This window comes from Vreelandella piezotolerans (genome assembly GCF_012427705.1).
Taxonomy (GTDB): Bacteria; Pseudomonadota; Gammaproteobacteria; order Pseudomonadales; family Halomonadaceae; genus Vreelandella; species Vreelandella piezotolerans.
Genome location: NZ_CP048602.1, coordinates 3,684,849 through 3,702,878, shown reverse-complemented (window position 1 = coordinate 3,702,878; position 18,030 = coordinate 3,684,849). Strand labels below are relative to the sequence as shown.

Annotated in this window: 16 protein-coding genes and 1 pseudogene; 8 read left to right on the top strand and 9 right to left on the bottom strand. The window is 55.6% G+C overall.

Annotation, left to right across the window (positions count from 1 at the left end; genetic code table 11):
- Window positions 1-31 precede the first annotated feature (31 nt).
- Window positions 32-1,000 (top strand): alpha/beta hydrolase, encoded by a 969-nt coding sequence (locus GYM47_RS17005; protein WP_153843513.1) that lies wholly within the window; start codon window positions 32-34, stop codon window positions 998-1,000.
- A 19-nt stretch (window positions 1,001-1,019) separates the two neighbouring features.
- Entirely contained in the window at window positions 1,020-1,607 is a 588-nt protein-coding gene (locus GYM47_RS17000) for an NADPH-dependent FMN reductase (RefSeq protein ID WP_153843512.1), read from the top strand.
- Between the two features lie 9 nt (window positions 1,608-1,616).
- Here the strand turns inward: GYM47_RS17000 and GYM47_RS16995 are convergent.
- Window positions 1,617-2,279: pseudogene (locus tag GYM47_RS16995) on the bottom strand (ATP-binding protein); the annotation flags it as partial.
- Between the two features lie 141 nt (window positions 2,280-2,420).
- On the opposite strand from GYM47_RS16995, the gene GYM47_RS16990 reads away from it, so the two are divergent.
- The 5 genes from GYM47_RS16990 to GYM47_RS16970 all read left to right on the top strand — a co-directional run bounded on the left by GYM47_RS16990 (window position 2,421) and on the right by GYM47_RS16970 (window position 8,133).
- Window positions 2,421-3,101: a heteromeric transposase endonuclease subunit TnsA gene (locus tag GYM47_RS16990; protein ID WP_022521280.1), complete on the top strand. Its 681-nt coding sequence runs from the start codon at window positions 2,421-2,423 to the stop codon at window positions 3,099-3,101.
- The gene (locus GYM47_RS16985; RefSeq protein WP_022521281.1) at window positions 3,094-5,022 is read left to right on the top strand and encodes a Mu transposase C-terminal domain-containing protein; all 1,929 of its coding nucleotides are present in this window, start codon (window positions 3,094-3,096) and stop codon (window positions 5,020-5,022) included. Before GYM47_RS16990 ends, GYM47_RS16985 begins: the two co-directional genes overlap by 8 nt.
- 65 nt (window positions 5,023-5,087) lie before the next feature.
- Window positions 5,088-5,903 carry a TniB family NTP-binding protein gene (locus tag GYM47_RS16980; RefSeq protein ID WP_231125623.1) on the top strand — a complete coding sequence of 272 codons (816 nt, stop codon included), beginning with the start codon at window positions 5,088-5,090 and terminating at the stop codon, window positions 5,901-5,903.
- Window positions 5,903-6,991 (top strand): TniQ family protein, encoded by a 1,089-nt coding sequence (locus GYM47_RS18605; RefSeq protein ID WP_081139052.1) that lies wholly within the window; start codon window positions 5,903-5,905, stop codon window positions 6,989-6,991. The genes GYM47_RS16980 and GYM47_RS18605 overlap by 1 nt, the downstream gene beginning before the upstream one ends.
- 518 nt (window positions 6,992-7,509) lie before the next feature.
- A complete protein-coding gene (locus GYM47_RS16970) occupies window positions 7,510-8,133 on the top strand; it encodes a hypothetical protein (protein WP_231125622.1) in 624 nt (207 codons plus the stop codon).
- A gap of 407 nt (window positions 8,134-8,540) precedes the next feature.
- Here GYM47_RS16970 and GYM47_RS16965 read toward each other — a convergent pair whose 3' ends face one another.
- From GYM47_RS16965 to GYM47_RS16950, 4 genes are read right to left on the bottom strand one after another with little or no spacing between them, the layout of a single operon-like run.
- Window positions 8,541-9,584, bottom strand: a complete 1,044-nt coding sequence (locus tag GYM47_RS16965) for a L,D-transpeptidase family protein (protein WP_016916424.1) — start codon at window positions 9,582-9,584, stop codon at window positions 8,541-8,543.
- 53 nt (window positions 9,585-9,637) lie between these two features.
- Window positions 9,638-11,170, bottom strand: a complete 1,533-nt coding sequence (lnt, locus tag GYM47_RS16960) for an apolipoprotein N-acyltransferase (RefSeq protein ID WP_016916425.1) — start codon at window positions 11,168-11,170, stop codon at window positions 9,638-9,640.
- 4 nt (window positions 11,171-11,174) lie between these two features.
- Entirely contained in the window at window positions 11,175-11,678 is a 504-nt protein-coding gene (lspA, locus tag GYM47_RS16955) for a signal peptidase II (RefSeq protein ID WP_016916426.1), read from the bottom strand.
- Window positions 11,675-13,861: a heavy metal translocating P-type ATPase gene (locus tag GYM47_RS16950; RefSeq protein WP_027965783.1), complete on the bottom strand. Its 2,187-nt coding sequence runs from the start codon at window positions 13,859-13,861 to the stop codon at window positions 11,675-11,677. The genes lspA and GYM47_RS16950 overlap by 4 nt, the downstream gene beginning before the upstream one ends.
- Window positions 13,862-13,947: 86 nt before the next feature.
- Between GYM47_RS16950 and GYM47_RS16945 the strand changes: the two genes are divergently transcribed.
- Window positions 13,948-14,406: a MerR family transcriptional regulator gene (locus tag GYM47_RS16945; protein ID WP_082051477.1), complete on the top strand. Its 459-nt coding sequence runs from the start codon at window positions 13,948-13,950 to the stop codon at window positions 14,404-14,406.
- 28 nt (window positions 14,407-14,434) lie between these two features.
- Here GYM47_RS16945 and GYM47_RS16940 read toward each other — a convergent pair whose 3' ends face one another.
- From GYM47_RS16940 to GYM47_RS16925, 4 genes are all read right to left on the bottom strand, one after another.
- Window positions 14,435-15,217 (bottom strand): ZIP family metal transporter, encoded by a 783-nt coding sequence (locus GYM47_RS16940; protein ID WP_027965781.1) that lies wholly within the window; start codon window positions 15,215-15,217, stop codon window positions 14,435-14,437.
- Between the two features lie 111 nt (window positions 15,218-15,328).
- Window positions 15,329-16,318: a M23 family metallopeptidase gene (locus tag GYM47_RS16935; RefSeq protein ID WP_051233885.1), complete on the bottom strand. Its 990-nt coding sequence runs from the start codon at window positions 16,316-16,318 to the stop codon at window positions 15,329-15,331.
- Window positions 16,318-16,995, bottom strand: coding sequence for a DsbA family protein (locus tag GYM47_RS16930; RefSeq protein ID WP_022521292.1), 678 nt, complete (start codon window positions 16,993-16,995; stop codon window positions 16,318-16,320). The genes GYM47_RS16935 and GYM47_RS16930 overlap by 1 nt, the downstream gene beginning before the upstream one ends.
- Window positions 16,996-17,108: 113 nt before the next feature.
- Entirely contained in the window at window positions 17,109-18,023 is a 915-nt protein-coding gene (locus tag GYM47_RS16925; protein WP_027965780.1) for a cation diffusion facilitator family transporter, read from the bottom strand.
- Window positions 18,024-18,030: the final 7 nt, after the last annotated feature.

The following is an 18,030-nucleotide window of genomic DNA, read 5'->3' as shown; positions in this document are numbered from 1 at the left end:
ATGGAAGTGTGGTGTTCACGGAGAGACGTCAATGCATAATTTCCAGCACTTGGAAGACCTGTTCCGGCAGGCGCAAGGGGAGTCGTCGCTCTCCCGCTTGACGCCAGGCGACGCGCTAACGGACGCTGTGCATGACTACTTTCGCCACTACGGTCTGGAGGCGCTGCTCAACGACACTAGCGAAGTGCATGCCGGATTTGTCGATACCGGACGGTTCGCGCTGTGGTGCCAAGTGTGGAGCCCACCCAAGCCCACCGGCACCGCGTTCGTGATTCATGGCTATTTCGATCATTTGGGCCTGTACCGCCACCTGCTCAGTTGCCTGCTGGCCAAAGGCTGGCGCGTGGTGCTGTGGGATTTACCCGGCCACGGCCTTTCCAGCGGCCCCCGGGCGGAAATCGAAGACTTCGATGATTACCAGCACTGCCTAGCGCACCTGCAAAAGACGCTGCAAACGCTCAACATGGCACCCACACCGTGGCTGGGCGTGGGGCAAAGCACCGGCGCGGCGATTTTAGCCACCGATGCGCTCACCCGCCGAGAAGCCGCCCATTGGGCCGGTATCGTGCTGCTGGCACCGCTGGTGCGCCCTTGGCGCTGGAGCCAAGCCAGCTGGCTGCATTTGATCGCCAGCCCCTTTGTCAAAGAGCTGCCGCGCAAGTACCGCCCCAACTCCACCGATGAAGCGTTCACCGCCTTTCTACGCGACCAGGATCCGCTACAGCCCGAGCGCTTGAGCGTGGCCTGGATCACCGCCATGCGCCGCTGGATGCCGCGCCTCTTGGCGCTCGAACCCAATCCGTTGCCTACCCTGATTCTGCAGGGCGAACAGGACCTCACCGTGGATTGGGAGTGGAACCTGACCATTTTGGCGGAGAAATTTCCCAATGCAGAGGTTCATCGTCATCCGGAAGCGCGGCACCATTTGGTGAACGAAGCAGAGCCGATTCGTCAACAGCTGTTTGAAGCGCTCGACCATTTCGTCGAGAACGTGCATTGACCCCAACGAAGGAGAGGCCATGACCGCCATTCAACCACCCAAAGTACTGGTTTTTGCTGGCAGCGCCCGTGAAGGCTCGCTCAATAAACAGCTCGCCAAGCTAGCTGCCCAGCGCATCGAGGCGTTAGGTGGCAAAGCCACGTTTGTCGATTTGAAAGCGTATCCCTGCCCGCTGTTCGACGAAGATATCGAAGCCCAAGGCATGCCGGAGAACGTGCTGAAACTGCGCGAAATGCTGGCGGACCACCAAGCGCTGTTGATCGCTTCGCCGGAGTACAACGGCTTTATCACGCCGCTGCTGAAAAATACCCTGGACTGGCTTTCACGCCCCTACGGTGACACGCCGGGCTTGGGGCTCTTTGCCGGTAAGTGGGCGGCGCTCGTAGCCGCTTCCCCCGGTGGCCTGGGCGGTATTCGCGCGCTGCCGCTGGGCCAGCAGTTACTGGCCAACTTGAGCCTCACCGTACTGCCCCAGCCGCTCTCGCTACCTAAAGCGGGCAGCGCCTTCAACGACAGCGGCGCGCTGCATGATGACGCCACGGGGCAAAAGCTGGATGCGCTGTGCCAGCGCTTGGTCGATGCCCTTGCAGCAACGCACGCCCAATGACGAAGGGGCTTATGCCCCTTTCAACAGTCGATCCAACTGCCGGTAACCGATCGCTTCGATAAAGTGCGGCTGTGAGGGCTTGGATTCGCCTTGCAGGTCGGCCAGGGTGAGCGCGACGCGCAGCACGCGGTGGTAGGCGCGGGCGGAGAGCTTGAGCTTTTCAAGCACGCCAGCGAGCCAGGCGCGCTCCTCTTCATTGAGGGCGCAGGCGGCTTCCAGCGCTTTACCGCTGAGCTGGCTGTTGAGTGCGCCCCGGGCCATTTGCCGCTCACGAGCCGCCATTACCCGCTCGCGCACCGCGCTGGAAGGCTCGCCTTGCGTTTGTGCGGTGAGCTGCTCGGGGGGCAGAGCGGGCACTTCCACTTGCAGGTCGATGCGATCCAACAGCGGGCCAGAGAGGCGTGCCTGATAGCGCTGAATTTGGCTGGCGCTGCACTGGCAGCGTTGGCGCGGGTCACCCAGGTGGCCACAGGGGCAAGGGTTCATCGCGGCAACGAGCTGAAATTGGGCGGGGTAGCGACGTTCGTGGCTGGCGCGGGAGAGGTGGATTTCGCCCGTTTCCAGCGGTTGGCGTAATACTTCCAAGACGTTACGAGAAAATTCCGGCAGCTCGTCCAAAAACAGCACGCCGTGGTGCGCGAGCGATATTTCACCCGGTTTGGGTTTCGAGCCCCTGTCATTTTCAGCAATTGATGCGACCCTCAGGGCGTAATATCGGGCTATTATGGTAGTCTGTACAGGATTGAGTGCGACAGAATTAATAGCAATTGATGCGACAGGTCTTGTTTTATTCAACATTTGGTGCGACTGCCCATGCCACTGCCTACATCCGTTCGTAAAATCGGCCCTACCCGACGAAGTGTGTCTGGCTACTATGCCTTTCGCGGGGAGGAGTCTATTGCGTTCGAGTCGACGCTCGAACGTGATTTCCTCATCAAGGCTGACTTTGATGTGAGCGTCCTTGGTGTGATATCCCAGCCGTGCGAGATCCCGTTTCATCATCCCGTGACCGGTAGGCGCTACACCTACACACCTGACTATTTGGTTTATTACCGTCTCGGTAACCGTCATTACAGGGATTACCCAAAACCTCTCCTGGTGGAGGTCAAACCACGGGAAAAGTGGCAAGCACATTGGCGTGAATGGTCGCCTAAATGGAAGGCGGCGATACGGCATGCCAACAATGAGGGCTGGGCGTTTCGCATTCATGATGAAAGCCGCATTCGTGATAAGACCTTGGACAACATTACCTTCCTAGCGCGCTATAAACGGATGGTGTTTCCTTCTGTCGAAAGCCAGGCAGTCCTCAACACGGTGAGGGAAATGGGGGTGGCGACCTTGGATTACCTGCTTTCTCGGCACTTTATGGGCGATATTTACCGGGCAGAGGGGATTGCGCATTTATGGCATCTACTGGCGACTCGGCAGTTAGATTGCGATATGGCCCAATCCTTCAGTCCTCTATCAGAGGTATGGGTACCCGATTATGAATAACCATCGTGGCAGCGCAACTGAACCCAATAACGGCGTCGCCCAAACACGCCAACACTTGCAGATTATGGTGGGTGAGCAGGTTCAGAAAGATGGCACCGTTTACCGAATTTCCCAGGTGCTCGATTTTGAGACAGTCATTGGCATTGCCGTTGAGTCCGGGCGTAGTTGCCCGCTTCGCATCAAAGAACTAGCGCCTCTCAATAGCGGGTCCGTATCCCCTGAGCAGGATATGTCCGAGATTGGGGATGCCGATTGGCGGGAGGCCGAGCATCGCTTTTCCATCATTAAGCCCTTGGTGGATCGCCATACGGTGGGGCGGGATGCAGCGGAGGAGCGTGCGAAACAAACGGGGGTTGATACGGCTACGATCTACCGTTGGTTGAAGCGGTATAAAGCGACGGGCTCGGTGCTTGCATTGATTCCTCAAAAGCCAGGGTGGAAGAAGGGAAAGTCGCGTATTCCCGCGCATGCCGAGGCAGTGATTCAGGAAGTCATCAAAGAGGTGTATTTGACGCTGCAGCGTCCGTCCGCACAAAAAGCGGTACAGGAAGTCATGCGGCGCTGCCATGAACGGCGCATCGACCCGCCGAGCCCTGGTACCGTTCGTGCTCGTCTGCGTGATATCCCAGAGCGTGACCGGTTGCGTGGCCATGGTTTTAGAGACAAAGCCATTAACAAGTTCCAGCCGGCTGCCGGAAAATTTCCCAATGCGGACTATCCGTTAGCCGTTATGCAGATTGACCACACGCCTGCCGATATTATTTTGGTCGATGACGTGTATCGCAAGCCGATTGGTCGCCCATGGATTACGTTGGCCATGGACGTGTTTACTCGCATGGTCACGGGGTATTACTTGTCGTTTGACCCGCCCTCTGAAACATCTGTCGGCATGTGTGTGGCGCACTCCATGCTTCCTAAAGATGAGTGGTTGCTACTGCATAATGTGGAGGCTGAGTGGCCGGTATGGGGCACACCCGCCACGATTCATGTCGATAACGGCCCAGATTTTCGCTCTGAGACGTTTCGGCGCTCATGCCTAGCCTATGGGGTCAACCTTGAGTTTCGGCCTGTTAAGCAGCCTCGTTATGGTGGCCACATTGAGCGGGTACTGGGCTCTCTTCTAAAGGAAATCCATAACCTGCCTGGGACGACCTTCTCCTCCATTAAAGAGAAAGAGGGATACGATCCAGAGAAGCACGCGGCCATGACGAAAAGCGAGTTTGAAGAGTGGCTGGTGACGTTGATTTGCAAGGTTTACCACCAGCGCCTTCATTCTGGGATTGGTATGTCGCCGATGAAAAAGTGGGAAATTGGTGTGTTTGGCAATGCGGATGTGCAGGGAGTGGGATTAGCGCCGAGGCCTGCTGACAGGCTCTCTGTATTGCTCGATTTTTTGCCCAGCTTTCAGCGTACGATCCAGACCTTTGGTGTGACCATCGATGGCATAAACTATTACGATGAAGCGCTAAGACCTTGGATCAATGCCAAAGATCCAGACATGCCAGACAAGAAACGCACCTTTGTTTTCCGGCGCGACCCTCGCGACATTAGTGTCATTTGGTTCAAAGACCCGGAGCTCGGGCACTATTTTCGCGTGCCCTTTGCCAATCTTGCCCTCCCCTCGATGAGTGTTTGGGAGTATGCCCAAGCTAAAGCGCGCCTTCGGCAGGAAGGAAGAAGCTCGGTCAATGAGACTGAAATTCTACGCGCTATTAGTGAGCTGCGAACCCATGTGGAGGAGTCGCAAGCACGTACTAAGCGAAGTCGCCGTCAGGCACAACGACGTAAAGAGCATGAGAAGAAGGTGACGCCTGCAGATCCCCTTTTACATGCGCCCTCAACTGCGGCCCCTAAAGAGACACCCGCTCAAGGGGACGGTCTTTTAACGGGTGATATCGATGTGAACTGGGACATAGCATGAGCACACACCTTCATCCTGATCTTCGTCACGTCTTGGGGCTGTCCGCTAAAGAGCGAATGGAGTTTATGGATCAACCGCGCTGGTTGGGCTATCCATTGGCCAATCGTGTCATTGAGGTCATGCGTGGGTTGATGGAGAAGCCCAGTCGTCCTCGTATGCCTAACCTCTTGCTCGTGGGTGACTCCAACAACGGAAAGACAACCATCGTTCAACGGTTTCGTAAGCAGTACGGTGAAGGCTACGTGAATGAAGACGTAGAGCCCGTGAAGCCTGTTGTTGTCACTCAGGCTCCCCCGAGTGCCGATGAGAAAAGTCTGTATATCGCAGTGCTAGAGAGTTTCTGGGCTCCCTACCGGCCTACAGATCCTGTTCCCAAGCTGCGCTACCAGGTGATTCATCAACTGCGTGCTTGCCATACGCGCTTACTGATCATCGATGAGTTTCACTCTCTGTTAACCGGTGGTGCTGTTAAGCAGCGCGAAACGATGAATGCCATTAAGCTTTTATGCAATGAGCTAATGATTCCCATCGTTGGTGTGGGGACGCAAGATGCTGTGCGTGTGCTGCATTCAGACCCACAGCATGCGAGTCGCTTTGATGTGGTCGCGTTACCAAAGTGGGAGCTCAATCAGGAGTTTCAGAAGCTGCTCGCTGGCTTTGAGAAGATATTACCTCTCAAACATCCTTCCCAACTGCATGAGCCCCAATTGGCGACCCAGCTCCACGCGATTTCTGGCGGTAATTTGGGTGACCTGCACCGGCTGCTGATTGAGTGTGCAAATGCCGCTATTTTGTCTGGAGCTGAGTGCATCGATGAGAAAATTATTCAGAGTAAATCATGGGTGCGGCCCACCCGTGGCATTAGGGAAGTGATGCTGTAATGACCTGGGCGCTGAGTGTGCCCCTGCTGCCTGAGGAGTCCCTTTCATCATGGCTCGTTCGGGCGGCGTTGCGACAGGGGTGTGATCCTTTGTCGCTCACCGGGGCTATTTGGCCAACATGGCGTATATGGACGAGGGACATTGATAGGGAAATACCCCTCGCAAGAATGCGCCCATTAGTGAATGCCTCGGGGATATCTTCCGCTAAGTTTCAGAAAGCGGGGATGCGGGACGATTGTGAGAAAGTGGTCGGTTACTCGTTACCGGAAACCCGGACTTGGCCCTGGTTGTTGGCACTCGGCAGCCGAAATCGAACCCGCCATGGAGGACAACAGGTATGCACGTTGTGCTTGGCAGAGGACTCAACCCCCTACTTGCGCCGGCACTGGCGATTCGCTTGGCACACTGGGTGCCGCTTTCATGGGGTGCAGCTGGTAGATGAGTGCCCAGCATGCAAGGCCCCTATAGAGCCCCATCGCCTGACAGCGGAAGATCAACATTTAGCTCAATGCAGCCGGTGTCATAACGATTTTAGAAAGGCGGTATGCACGTCGCCTTTACCTGAAGCGTTCAGTGTTCAAGTGATGGCTGATCGTGTGTTAGAACAGGATAAGGTGACGTTTAGGCAGGCCTCTATCGCACCCGCCGATTGGTTTTCTATGGTGGCCTTTTTTATTGGCGTTATACGGCGTGCAAGTCGGCGGCCTGTGTCACCCCTGGCCGATGCGCTTCTTTCATTGGGCATTTCGGTTACGGATTGCCGAATGCCTGTGTCTGGCCTGGCGTTTGAGCTGCTGGCTGTCAGCGAGCGTAGTGCCTTATTGGTAGCGTTGGAACGCTTGCTCAGTATGGGCCTTGAAGAAACGTTCAGCGTTCTGGTCGCGTGCAATGTCAAAACGAGCGCGCTTCATGATCCCCGAAGGTCGCCCCCCGTTGTGTTGTTGCCGCTGCTATCACGGTTATCTCACCACCCTCATGGGCCGCATCGCCGCCGTGTTCCCCCGGCTTGTCGCCCCATGTCGGAACGCGCTGTTAGAGCCTCATGGGCGCGTTTAAAACGCAGAATGAAAGCGGAGCCAACCTCTTGAATCAACACCAAACGGTCGACTGCGATGAGTGTGGCCGAGAAGTCTCCAAATTGTGGCGACGCCATAAAGGGCACGGCTACTGTTCAACTTGCTATGCTCGTGTGTTTAAGCGGCGGATGTGCCCACGATGTGGTGAGTTAGCCCGTCTGCCTAAGAATGACCCAGACGCCGTCTGTCGTCAGTGCAACGTTGACAAACCGTGTGCACGATGTGGAAAAGCCAGTTCAGACTACAACATCGGCAAGGTCACTCCCTACGGCCCTGTCTGTATCGCCTGCGCTCCCTATTTCAAAGAACCAGAGCCCTGCGAGGCGTGTGGGAAAGCATCTCAACGTCTTACCCGAGTGGCGCGTACGGGGCATGATCATCGCTTATGTCCACGCTGTTCGACAGCAGACCACGGTACCTGTTCTGCATGTCGTCGACATCGTTTATTGGTGGTGGCACCCAACGGGGATGCGTTGTGCAAAGCCTGTAATGAGCAAGGGGAAATTGCCTGCCCATCGTGTGGTAATCCCATGCCAGCGGGTCGAGGTGATGCCTGTGAGCCCTGCTATTGGACGCGAACATGCCGTAAACGCATCACCATTGGCCAAGCCGGTATCACTACCAAAGCGTTAAGTGAGGCCTTTGGGGAATTTGGTGAATGGCTGATTCGTATCACTGGGCCGCATAAGGCTGCCCTCAAGATCAATCATTTCTTCTCGTTCTTCCTTGAGCTCGACCAGGCATGGTCACGGATACCGAGCTATTCGGAGCTACTTCATCACTTCGGGGCGGAGGGCTTGCGGCGTGTGAGGCTTCCCATGCGATGGTTGCATGAAGAGCAAGGGGTAGAGCCGGATCACCAAGCAAAGCGGATCGACTCAGAGAAAAGACGTATTCAAGCGTGTCTCAGTTCTATGCCGTTCGCTTCGCTATCAGACCAAGTGCTGCAAGCCTATTGGCTGCAATTGGAAACCCGTATAGAGGCGGGCAAAACGTCCCACACCTCCGCACGACTTGCACTAAGAGCGGCAGCCGCATTGCTACTCGCTACTGACCGGGAGGGGCAGCGACTGCCTCAACAGGGCGATGTGGACAACTATTTGCATGCGGTGCCCGGACAAGCAGCCTCGGTCACGGGTTTACTAATTTCTTAAATCGCCAACATGCCACCACGTTGGCTCCTCGGGTGGATGTAAAACGGGCAAGAAAGCGGCGAAAAGAAACACTAGCCCGCACCCTGATGACGATGGCCCGGTGTGCTGATCAAGGAGAGGCCTGGAGGGAGGCATGGATCGTTGCTGCCATGGAGTATTTCCATGACACAAAATTAACGCAGAAAATGCTTCGACAACAGACCGTAGAGCGGACGACAGACGGGATACAGGTGGTAGTGGGTGGCGTTACCTACTGGCTGCCTCTGGATATTGAGTGCTAAGACACTGATAGCGCGCAGTCACTTGGAGGGCCCCGCGACTCTGTAGGCGAATGTCGCCCCGCCGTTTGGACGGGGCTATGGCTCTCTACCTATATGCCAGGGCTCAACGGGGTGCCAAAAGGCGTGTCATGACCGTTGAGATGACGTCAAAACCAGGTCTTCATAAATGCCCTTGATAGCCTTCTCTTCTGGGCTGTGGCGCTGTGGCTCCTGTTCCTGCTTTGGATGTAGTGGGGTTATAAGCCCGTTAGAGAGTGACAGGACATCGCTGAGCTGCTCGTAATCGAGGTTTACGTTATCGACATTGTATTGGTTAAGGCGTGTCATGGTCTCTGTGAGTGCGGTCATACTGTGCTCTTCTTCTCCAAGCGGCGGAAAGGCTTGAATCAGCGGCTGACCGCCTTCCCAACCTATCTTGATCGGCTGATTGATGATGTTGACTTGGGTGCCGGGTGGAATGCGGTCAAATATAGATTCGATGTCTTTGGGTAACATGCGGATACAACCTCGGCTTGCGCGCATGCCAATGCCATCGGGCTGGTTGGTGCCGTGAATCAAATAGCCATCGAAGCCTAGGATGATGGCATGGTCTCCTAGCGGGTTATCGGGGCCGGGCGGTACAACGCTTGGTGCGGTTTCGCCGCGTGCTTCCGCTTCACGTTTTACCGACTCAGGCGGGTACCATGCGGGGTTTTTAATGTTCATGGTAGTCTCGGTCACACCAAGGGGTGTATCAAACCCTTCGCGACCGATGCCGATAGGATAGGTCTCAACGCGCGGTGTCTCACCGGTTTTGACATCTGGGTAGTAGTAAAGCCGCAGCTCGGCGATATTGATGACGACCCCAGTACGCTCGACATTCGGCAGGATGAAGCGTCCTGGAATGGTTACTTCAGTACCCACTCCGGGCACCCAAATACTGACCTCTGGGTTAGCACGTACAATCTCCTGGTAGCCAAGGTTGTGACGTCTGGCAATATCAATCAGAGTATCCTCGTAATTCTTCACGATGAAGGTGTCAGCCTCTCCGATAATATTGCCTTCCTCAGGTAGCGGGTAATGCCCCTTGGGCCATTCCGTCTCCTGGGCAGTGGAAGGTTGTGCCGCCATGGCGACAGGGAGCCATGCCAGAAACGAAACCATCACACTCACGATGAAGCCGATCTGCATTGGCCATGGGAGGAATCTCTTAAGTATTGCTGCGTTCTTTGCCAAGAGCATCGCTAGGTTCCTTTTTCATCTAATGCGTCGTTTTTTGATCGAGATAAGTTCAGTTGTAACCCGAGCAGTGTCAGCACCGCAGCGAGTATCCAAGCGGGGCCACTACCGGTGCGTGTGAAAGGAGTTAGGCCCTGCATCGGGGTCACCTCGCCCGTTAAACTGGCCTGTTCAAACTGTGGGGCACGGGCTGTGACGTGACCTTGTGAATCGATGATGGCCGTCACGCCATTACTGGTAGCTCGAAGTAGGTGACGACCATTTTCTAAGGCACGTAGACGCGCCATTTGAAGATGTTGGTGTGGGCCAATGGAGCGCCCAAACCACGTATCGTTGGAAACCGTTAATAGCAGCTCGGCATTACGCGCCTGTTGGGCGACATGGTCGGCAAAAATGATTTCGTAACAAATGGCATTGCCAATGGTGGCTCCAGCCACGTGTAACGGAGCCTGTTCGCCTGACCCTGGGGTCAGGCGAGGTACTGGCAAGTCGAAAAAAGCAAGGGTGCCAGCGAGGAGACTTTGGAATGGCAAATACTCGCCAAAGGGCACCAAGTGCGCCTTCTGGTATTCGCCCTGCACATCATTTAGCCCTATGACGCTGTTATAAGAGCGCCCTTCACTGTCGCGTTGCAAAATGCCGGTCAACAAGGCGGTGTCAGGCCCCAGGTCGGACGCTACTTGCTCAAGTATTTGCTGTGCTTCCTGCTCAAGCATGGGAAGGGCTGCCTCAGGCCAAACGATGAGATCGATATCCCTTGCTTGCTCCCGTGTCATCGTCGTGTAGATACTGATCGCTTCGCGCTGCCCTTGGGCAGTCCACTTAATGCGCTGGTCAAGATTCCCTTGCAGCAATGCCACCCGGATGGGCTTGCCAGCCGGGGTTGTCCATTGGGCGGGCAATAGGAATGGAACGATCCACAAGGCGGCCATTGGGACAAGGAAACTCCAGCGGCGACGCAGTACCTCTACCCCTAACGTACCTGTCAGCGCGGTCATGAGTGACAGCAAGTACACACCACCAACGGGCGCCCATGGGGCTAGTGGAGAATCAATCTGAGAGGTGCCCAGCAATAACCAGGGAAAGCCGGTGAGCATCCAAGTGCGTAGCCATTCGCTCACCACCCACATACCGGCAAAGCTAAGAAAGGCGAACCGTGGCCCCGTGATGCGTCGATAGAGCCCAAAGGGGACTGCAAAGAAGAGCGCCAGGACGCTGACAAAAAGAGTGGTGAGGAGCATCGCCACCAAGGCCCCGGTGCCACTGAAATCGTGAATAGCAACGAAGACCCACGACGTGCCTGAACCGAACAGGCCTACCCCATAGCACCACCCACGCAGGGTGGCCATGGCGGGCGTTAGCGACGCTATTCTCCAATAGACCAGTGCCACGCTCACTGGGCCAAGCCACCATAGGGAAAAGGGGGCGGCACTCAAGGTGGTCAGCACCCCAGCGGCGAGCGCTACAACGCAATCGACTATTGGTGAGGAGCGCCCAGCAAAAAGCGTATATTCTTTATCTTTATCGACCACATCCATAGCGTTACTCAGAGCGCTTAAAAGCAGGACTTTCACGCCATAACGCCACCGCGAACATCAATACACCGGCAAATAGCGCGATATCGGCCATGTTAAAGGCGGGCCAATGCCATTCGCCCCAGTAAATGTCCAGATAGTCGACGACGTACCCTCGCGCTAAGCGATCAACAGTATTACCGAGCGCGCCGCCAAGAATCAGGCTGTACGCACAGGCCTCCAAGCGCGACAGGGGTTTGCATAGCTGCACAACCAATACGACGACCACCACCAACGCTAAACCAAGAAAGAGGTAGCGCTGCCAACCCCCTGCTTCTGCGAGAAAGCTGAAAGCGGCTCCTGTGTTCCCGGTATAAACCCAGTTAAAAAACGGCGTTAGCGGAATGACTTGGCCAAACGACATCTGGGCATGCACAATTTCCTTGACCAGTTGATCGGCTAGAGCCATCACGCAAGCTAATGTGAACCATGGCCAGCGACGTGAAGGGCTATCGTTTGGCGCTGTTCTCATGACGTTGTTTTTCCTTGTGACAGGCCTGTCATTGCGGTACTGGGCGAAAAGCGGTAACCCAGCAGTCGCATGGCGTTCAACGTCACCAGGACGGTAGCACCGGTATCGGCCATCACCGCAATCCACATGCCGGTAATACCCAGCGCCGTTGTAACTAGGAAAATGGCTTTTAAGCCAAGGGCGAGAACAACGTTGGTTTTCACATTGCGCAGCGTGGCACGAGAGAGGTCTATCAGCTCAGCGATGCCGGTAACGCGGTTCTTGAGCAAGGCTGCATCGGCGGTTTCCAACGCCACATCCGTGCCACCCCCCATCGCGATACCCACATCTGCTGCCGCGAGTGCCGGTGCATCGTTGATGCCATCGCCTACTTTACCGATGGGGCCACGGCCTGCCGCTTGCCAGTCTCGAACATACGCTGCCTTGTCTTCAGGCATTAGTTCGCCGTACGCTTCAATGCCTAAGCGACCCCCCGTGGCAGCGACGGTGCGGGCATTATCACCGCTGAGCATGACCGCCTGTACGCCTAAACGGGATAGCGCCGCTAGGCCTTCCATGGCATCTTCGCGTGGCTCATCGCGAACCGCGATCAAGCCCAGTAAACGCTCGCCTTCGACGAGGAGAGCGAGGCTCTTACCGGCTTCTTCTAACGCGACAATCCGAGCACTGAGACTTTCCTCAAGGATGACTTTCTCGTGAAGGTGACGAGGCGTCATTAAGCTCAGCTCGCGACCCTCCACCTGGCCGGAAACACCGCGCCCCGCCAGAGCGCGGCCGCCGGTGACGGTGGGGAGGTTGATGCCCGACTGTCGGGCATGCTCAACGATAGCCGTGGCGATAGGGTGACTGGAATCCCGCTCTATTGCGGCGGCGAGCCGCAATACGCTGTTATCGTCTTCCTCAGCAATCCAAGACTCCACATCTGTGACTCTTGGGGTACCCGCAGTGAGGGTGCCCGTTTTATCTAATGCCACCAAGCGAAGCTTACCTAACTGTTCAAGAACGGCTCCCCCTTTGATCAGTAGTCCGCGCCGAGCTCCCGCCGAGAGACCGGCGGCGATGGCGGCAGGGGTGGAAATGACTAACGCGCAGGGGCATGCGATTAACAGCAATGCTAACGCACGGTAAATCGACTCCGACCATGCCATGGTCGATACCAGCGGTGGCACTATCGCCATCAGTAGGGCGAGTAAGACGACGGCGGGCATATAGTAATACGCAAAACGATCAATAAAGCGTGCTATCGGTGCCTTGGCGGCCTGTGCTTCTTCAACCAGACGAATAACGCGTGCGATCGTATTGTCATCAGCGCCTCGTGTTACCTCCACCTCCAGGGCGGCATCAAGATTCACTGTGCCAGCAAAAATGTCATCACCAGGCGCTCGCGAACGAGGTATGGACTCGCCGTTTACCGGCGACTCGTCAATGTCGGAGGTGCCCACCAGGATGCGTCCATCGCAGGGTACGCGATCACCGGGCCGCACCAGCACACGCTGACCGGGTTTAAGTGACTCCGCCGAGACATCACGCAGATGGCCGTTGTCCATCAGCCTCGCCGTTGAGGGTGTTAAGTTTGCCAAGGCTGAGATACTGCGGCGCGCCCGTGACGCAGCTACCCCTTCGAGTAGCTCACCTACGGCGAACAAGAACACGACCATCGCAGCTTCAGCAGCAGCATTGATGGCCAATGCGCCAACCGCAGCGATGCACATCAGCATCTCGATGGTAAAGGGGTTGCGCATTTTGAGGGCGCCCCAGGCACTCTGCGCAATGGGCATTAAGCCGACCAGCGTGGCCAGAATGAACGGCACATTACCCAGCGCAGGCCATGCTAAACGAAGCGCGAAGGCTACGATCAGCAGATTTCCCGTGATAATGACCAAGCGCCCTTTAGCGGTTTGCCACCAAGAGGATGAAGCACCAGATGCGCGTGTTTGGCCAGCAGGGGAAGTCACTTGATAGCCTAGTTCGTTCAGGATGCCCTCAATGGTCTGTTGCGAGGGGCCTCCATGATCGCGCTGGTGAATCTTCACCGATCCTGTGACGGAGCTTGCCGTGACTTCCTCAATGCCGTCCAGCCGCTCTAGCGCCGACACAACCTTGCGCTCACAACCGCCGCAGTCCATGCCTTCAACACGCAGTGTCAAGACGGTAGGCGCTGTCGCCTGCGTTGATGTTTTCATGGTGCCTCTTCTCCCAATGAGCTATGGTTTTGAAGTGTAAACCTTGTAGCAACTACAGCTTCAAGCCCTGCGTAAGGAGTTTTACCATGTCGATGATGGGGCAAAGTATCAGCATTGGTGAGTTAGCACGACGAGCCGATTGCAAACCTGAAACGGTTCGCTATTACGAGCGTATTGGGCTGTTGCGCGATGCGACACGAACCGGCGGAGGACAGCGCCGCTATGGAGACGACGCTGTGCGGCGCTTGACCTTTATTCGTCATGCCCGTGACTTTGGCTTTTCGGTGGAGTCAGTGCGAGAGCTTTTGGCCATGTCAGATCAACCTGATATGCCTTGCCAAGAAGTCGATGCCATCGCCACGCATCACCTAAAGAAAGTGGAGTCCCGCCTTCAACGACTGTCCATACTGCGTGAGGAGCTTCAACGGATGGTCACACAGTGTGCCGGTGGTAAAGTGGAAAGCTGCCGAATCATTGAGGTCATCAGTGATCATCAGCTCTGTATCACTGAAAAATCGCACGGAGGGGCTCACGACTTGGGTTAGCACTAACGCTACGCCCCACGCCCAATGGTTAGCCCAGCGAAACATCCAAAAACAGCATGAGTACCAATCCGATGGAGAGGCCCAGCGTGGCCTTTTTTTGGTGCCCGCTCCGATGAGTTTCGGGAATAATCTCATGACTGATCACATACAACATCGCCCCCGCTGCAAAGGCCAACCCCCAGGGCAGTAGCGCTTGTGACATGCTGATGACTCCAGCGCCTAATAAGCCACCCAACGGCTCAACAAGCCCCGTAAGGGCGGCAATCGTCCATGACCGCCAACGTGAATAGCCCACGCTTAGCAGTGATACTGCTACGGCCAGTCCTTCTGGGGCATTCTGAAGTCCAATGCCAATCGCTAGCGGCATGCCTCCTTCGCTTCCCCCTGCGCCAAAGGCCACGCCAACGGCCAGCCCTTCTGGCAGGTTGTGTATCGTAATGGCAATAATAAACAACCAGATACGGCGTAGTGAGGCAGCCTCTGGCCCTTCTCGCCCCTGTTCGAAGTGCTCATGAGGTAAGAGCTCGTTCAGTAGTGCGACCATTCCAATCCCTAGCAAAATGGCCGCACAAGCAATGGCAGCAGGTACCACGCTACCGCCATAACGCAGCTCCGAGGCTTCTAAGGAGGGTATGATCAGTGAGAAGAAAGAGGCCGCTAGCATGACACCAGCGGCGAACCCCAACGCTAAATCGCGAACACCACGATTCGGTGTTTTGGTAAACAAGACAGGAAGCGCCCCTACAGCCGTCATCAAGCCCGCCGCAAGGCTTGCCAATACCCCCATGGTGACGGGAGAAACCTCTTCCATACCGATTACCTGTGTTGTGATAGATGAGTGATTACACGGCTTGGGTTCCATAACGAGACAAGCGCACGTTCACGTTACTAACCCCCATGCAACGTTGTTAAGCACGAGTGGTTACGGCTCGTTAAACGAGATCAAGTCATAAAGTGACGCCGTACCGATAGCTTGTTCTAAGCGATCTCTTGCCTCGTAAAGTGACGCTTGATATTCACTTTGAGTCGGCTGTTCGCCTAGCATGATGCGTTGACCTTGACCAAGGGGGTCAACAGGCTGGTTATTGACTCTCACTTCGTAATGTAGGTTGGGCCCCGTGGCGACCCCAGAGGCACCTACCTCTCCGAGCGACTCTCCCGCATTGACTAAATCCCCAACCACTAGCTGTGGGGAAAATCGGCTAAGGTGTGTGTAGCGACTGATTGCCCCTGTGTCGTGCTCCACCTCGATCACCTGCCCATATCCCCCTTGGCGACCCATAAAGGATACGCGCCCAGGTGCGGTGGCAATGACCGGCGTTCCTGTCGGCGCAGCCAAGTCAATTCCATTATGAGGACGCATCCCTCCATACACAGGATGTCGCCGATTCCCAAAGCGAGACGTTAAGCGGGCACTAAGCACGGGCAACCGCAACGTGCCTAGCAGGGTGTCGCTTTTGAAAAGAGCTACGTCCCCCTTTTGGGTGACCGGCCATATGACCTCCAAGGGCTCTGCCTGATCAGGCAGAGCGGCATAACTGAGGCGTGGTGGCCCAACACGGGCGCCGTCCTGGCGTCGATCTTCCTCCCACACTAATTGAATACGTTCACTGCCAGAAAACTCCAGCGGCGCTGCGATAAACTCGCTGAGCAGTGTTTCCAGTTTAGTGGCGAAACGCGTTGGGACACCTTCTGCTGCCAAGGCCTCGTAGAGGGTGGTATCAATGACGACATCACGCCCAAAGGTTAGGGTATCAACGCTATCGAGCGGTAATGTGCCTTCTTGCTCGCTAGCCGCCTGTAACTTGACAGGGCTAAGTTCAGACGGAGGCAATGACAGATGCGTTTGCCAATTGGCTTCGGCTAGCAAGGGGTAAAAGCCCACCAAGCCTAGTAACCACCAGCGCTGCATCACTGGCCATCCTCTTCCCCAGAGATCTCCGCTACTTCACTCTCGACGGCATCAATCAGCTCTTGCATACCAAAGGGGTCTAAAGGCTCGCCATTGACAAAAAAGGTAGGTGTTTGGCGAATCTGATTGGCTCTGACATCCGCCATGTCTTGGTCAATCACCGCCTGCACCTCAGCAGAAGTCAGTTGCTCTTCGGCAGCCGCTAAATCAAGGCCTCCTTGGCTCGCGATATCGAGGATAGCGGATTCATCAAAACTGCCATGTGAAGCCCATTGATCCTGGCGAGCCAGCAGCCTCTCCAGTACCGGTTCAAAGACGCCCTGACGACGAGCAACTTCTAATACCCGAATGGCCTTGTCCGATACGTCGCCGTGGAAAGGAGTGTAGCGCACGATGAGCCGCACTTTTTCTGGGTAGGTTTCCAGAATACTTTTTGTCAGGGGATAGAAAGCACGGCAGGCTTCGCAAGCCGGATCGAAGAATTCCACAATCGTCACCGGCGCGTCTTCTCGTCCCAAGATGGGGGAGTGTGAACGCACCAAGGAGTCCTCGGCCTGGACACCGCTCTCTTTTGCTGCCTGAGCTTGCATGTCTAAGAGGGCAGGCTTCGATACGGCGACGATCGCAGCGGTCAGCATTAACGTACCGGCCAATATAAAAGACGCTTTTTTGAACATGTTTCTCTCTCTGTCTCAACGATGGGGTGGAAAAGTAGGGTTGAAAAATAAGCCAATCGCTATGGGAGTAAGCTGCTCGCTATCTACCTGAGCTGGGAGCCGGCCTCGGTCTGTCACTCATGCCCATATAGATTGGCATTTTGATGCGCGTGGTCACTATGCTCAAACTCTAGGCTGGAATGAGCAATACTGAAGCGCATTTTAAGCTGCTCCTTGATCTCTGCTTTGACGGATTCAAGCTGCTGCCAGCCGGTTTCTGTCAGAACCACGTGGCAGTCAAGGGCTGCCATGTTTTCCTGCATCTGCCATAGATGCACATGGTGAATATCCTGGACTCCCTCGATATCTCGTACGGTCTCAACGACTGCCTGCCCGTCAATGTCCGGGGGAGATCCCAGCATTAGCGTACGGATAGGGCCGCCAATTTCAGAGAAGGCTAGGTAAAGAATATATAGCGCAATCCCTATCGTGATCGCGGGGTCTACCCAGCGCATGTCGTACAGTAAAATAAGCGAACCACCGATAATCACGGCGATGGAGGCAAACGCATCCGATAAGTTATGCAGAAAAAGGGCGCGGATATTGACACTCTCTTTTTGCATTGACCACGTGAGCATGGCGGTAAGGGCATCGACGACGAGCGCGACGCCACCAATAATCACGATCGTCCATCCCTCTATCTCAGGGGGATCGACCATCCGCATAGCGCCTTCGTAAATCAGGTAGACACCGACAATAATGAGGGTGGTGTAATTGATGAGTGCTGCCACTATCTCGATGCGGCCATAGCCAAAGGTCATATGCACATCGGCAGGCCGTCTGGCGATTTTACGAGCAGCAAAGGCAATGACTAATGCTGCCATGTCAGAAAAGTTATGTAACGCATCAGCGATCAGCGATAGGCTCCCCGCCATAATGCCACCGACGATTTGAGCGATGGTTAAGAGCCCATTGGCCCAAATGGAGATGCTGACGCGCCGGTCGCCAGAGGCAGGATCAATGTGGGGATGATCATGATGATGTCCCATCTGTTAC

Coding starts and splice junctions, on each gene's coding strand:
- GYM47_RS17005 (WP_153843513.1), top strand. CDS start 32: ATGCATAATTTCCAGCACTTGGAAGACCTGTTCCGGCAGGCGCAAGGG.
- GYM47_RS17000 (WP_153843512.1), top strand. CDS start 1,020: ATGACCGCCATTCAACCACCCAAAGTACTGGTTTTTGCTGGCAGCGCC.
- GYM47_RS16990 (WP_022521280.1), top strand. CDS start 2,421: ATGCCACTGCCTACATCCGTTCGTAAAATCGGCCCTACCCGACGAAGT.
- GYM47_RS16985 (WP_022521281.1), top strand. CDS start 3,094: ATGAATAACCATCGTGGCAGCGCAACTGAACCCAATAACGGCGTCGCC.
- GYM47_RS16980 (WP_231125623.1), top strand. CDS start 5,088: ATGGATCAACCGCGCTGGTTGGGCTATCCATTGGCCAATCGTGTCATT.
- GYM47_RS18605 (WP_081139052.1), top strand. CDS start 5,903: ATGACCTGGGCGCTGAGTGTGCCCCTGCTGCCTGAGGAGTCCCTTTCA.
- GYM47_RS16970 (WP_231125622.1), top strand. CDS start 7,510: ATGCCAGCGGGTCGAGGTGATGCCTGTGAGCCCTGCTATTGGACGCGA.
- GYM47_RS16965 (WP_016916424.1), bottom strand. CDS start 9,584: ATGCAGATCGGCTTCATCGTGAGTGTGATGGTTTCGTTTCTGGCATGG.
- lnt (WP_016916425.1), bottom strand. CDS start 11,170: ATGGATGTGGTCGATAAAGATAAAGAATATACGCTTTTTGCTGGGCGC.
- lspA (WP_016916426.1), bottom strand. CDS start 11,678: ATGAGAACAGCGCCAAACGATAGCCCTTCACGTCGCTGGCCATGGTTC.
- GYM47_RS16950 (WP_027965783.1), bottom strand. CDS start 13,861: ATGAAAACATCAACGCAGGCGACAGCGCCTACCGTCTTGACACTGCGT.
- GYM47_RS16945 (WP_082051477.1), top strand. CDS start 13,948: ATGTCGATGATGGGGCAAAGTATCAGCATTGGTGAGTTAGCACGACGA.
- GYM47_RS16940 (WP_027965781.1), bottom strand. CDS start 15,217: ATGGAAGAGGTTTCTCCCGTCACCATGGGGGTATTGGCAAGCCTTGCG.
- GYM47_RS16935 (WP_051233885.1), bottom strand. CDS start 16,318: ATGCAGCGCTGGTGGTTACTAGGCTTGGTGGGCTTTTACCCCTTGCTA.
- GYM47_RS16930 (WP_022521292.1), bottom strand. CDS start 16,995: ATGTTCAAAAAAGCGTCTTTTATATTGGCCGGTACGTTAATGCTGACC.
- GYM47_RS16925 (WP_027965780.1), bottom strand. CDS start 18,023: ATGGGACATCATCATGATCATCCCCACATTGATCCTGCCTCTGGCGAC.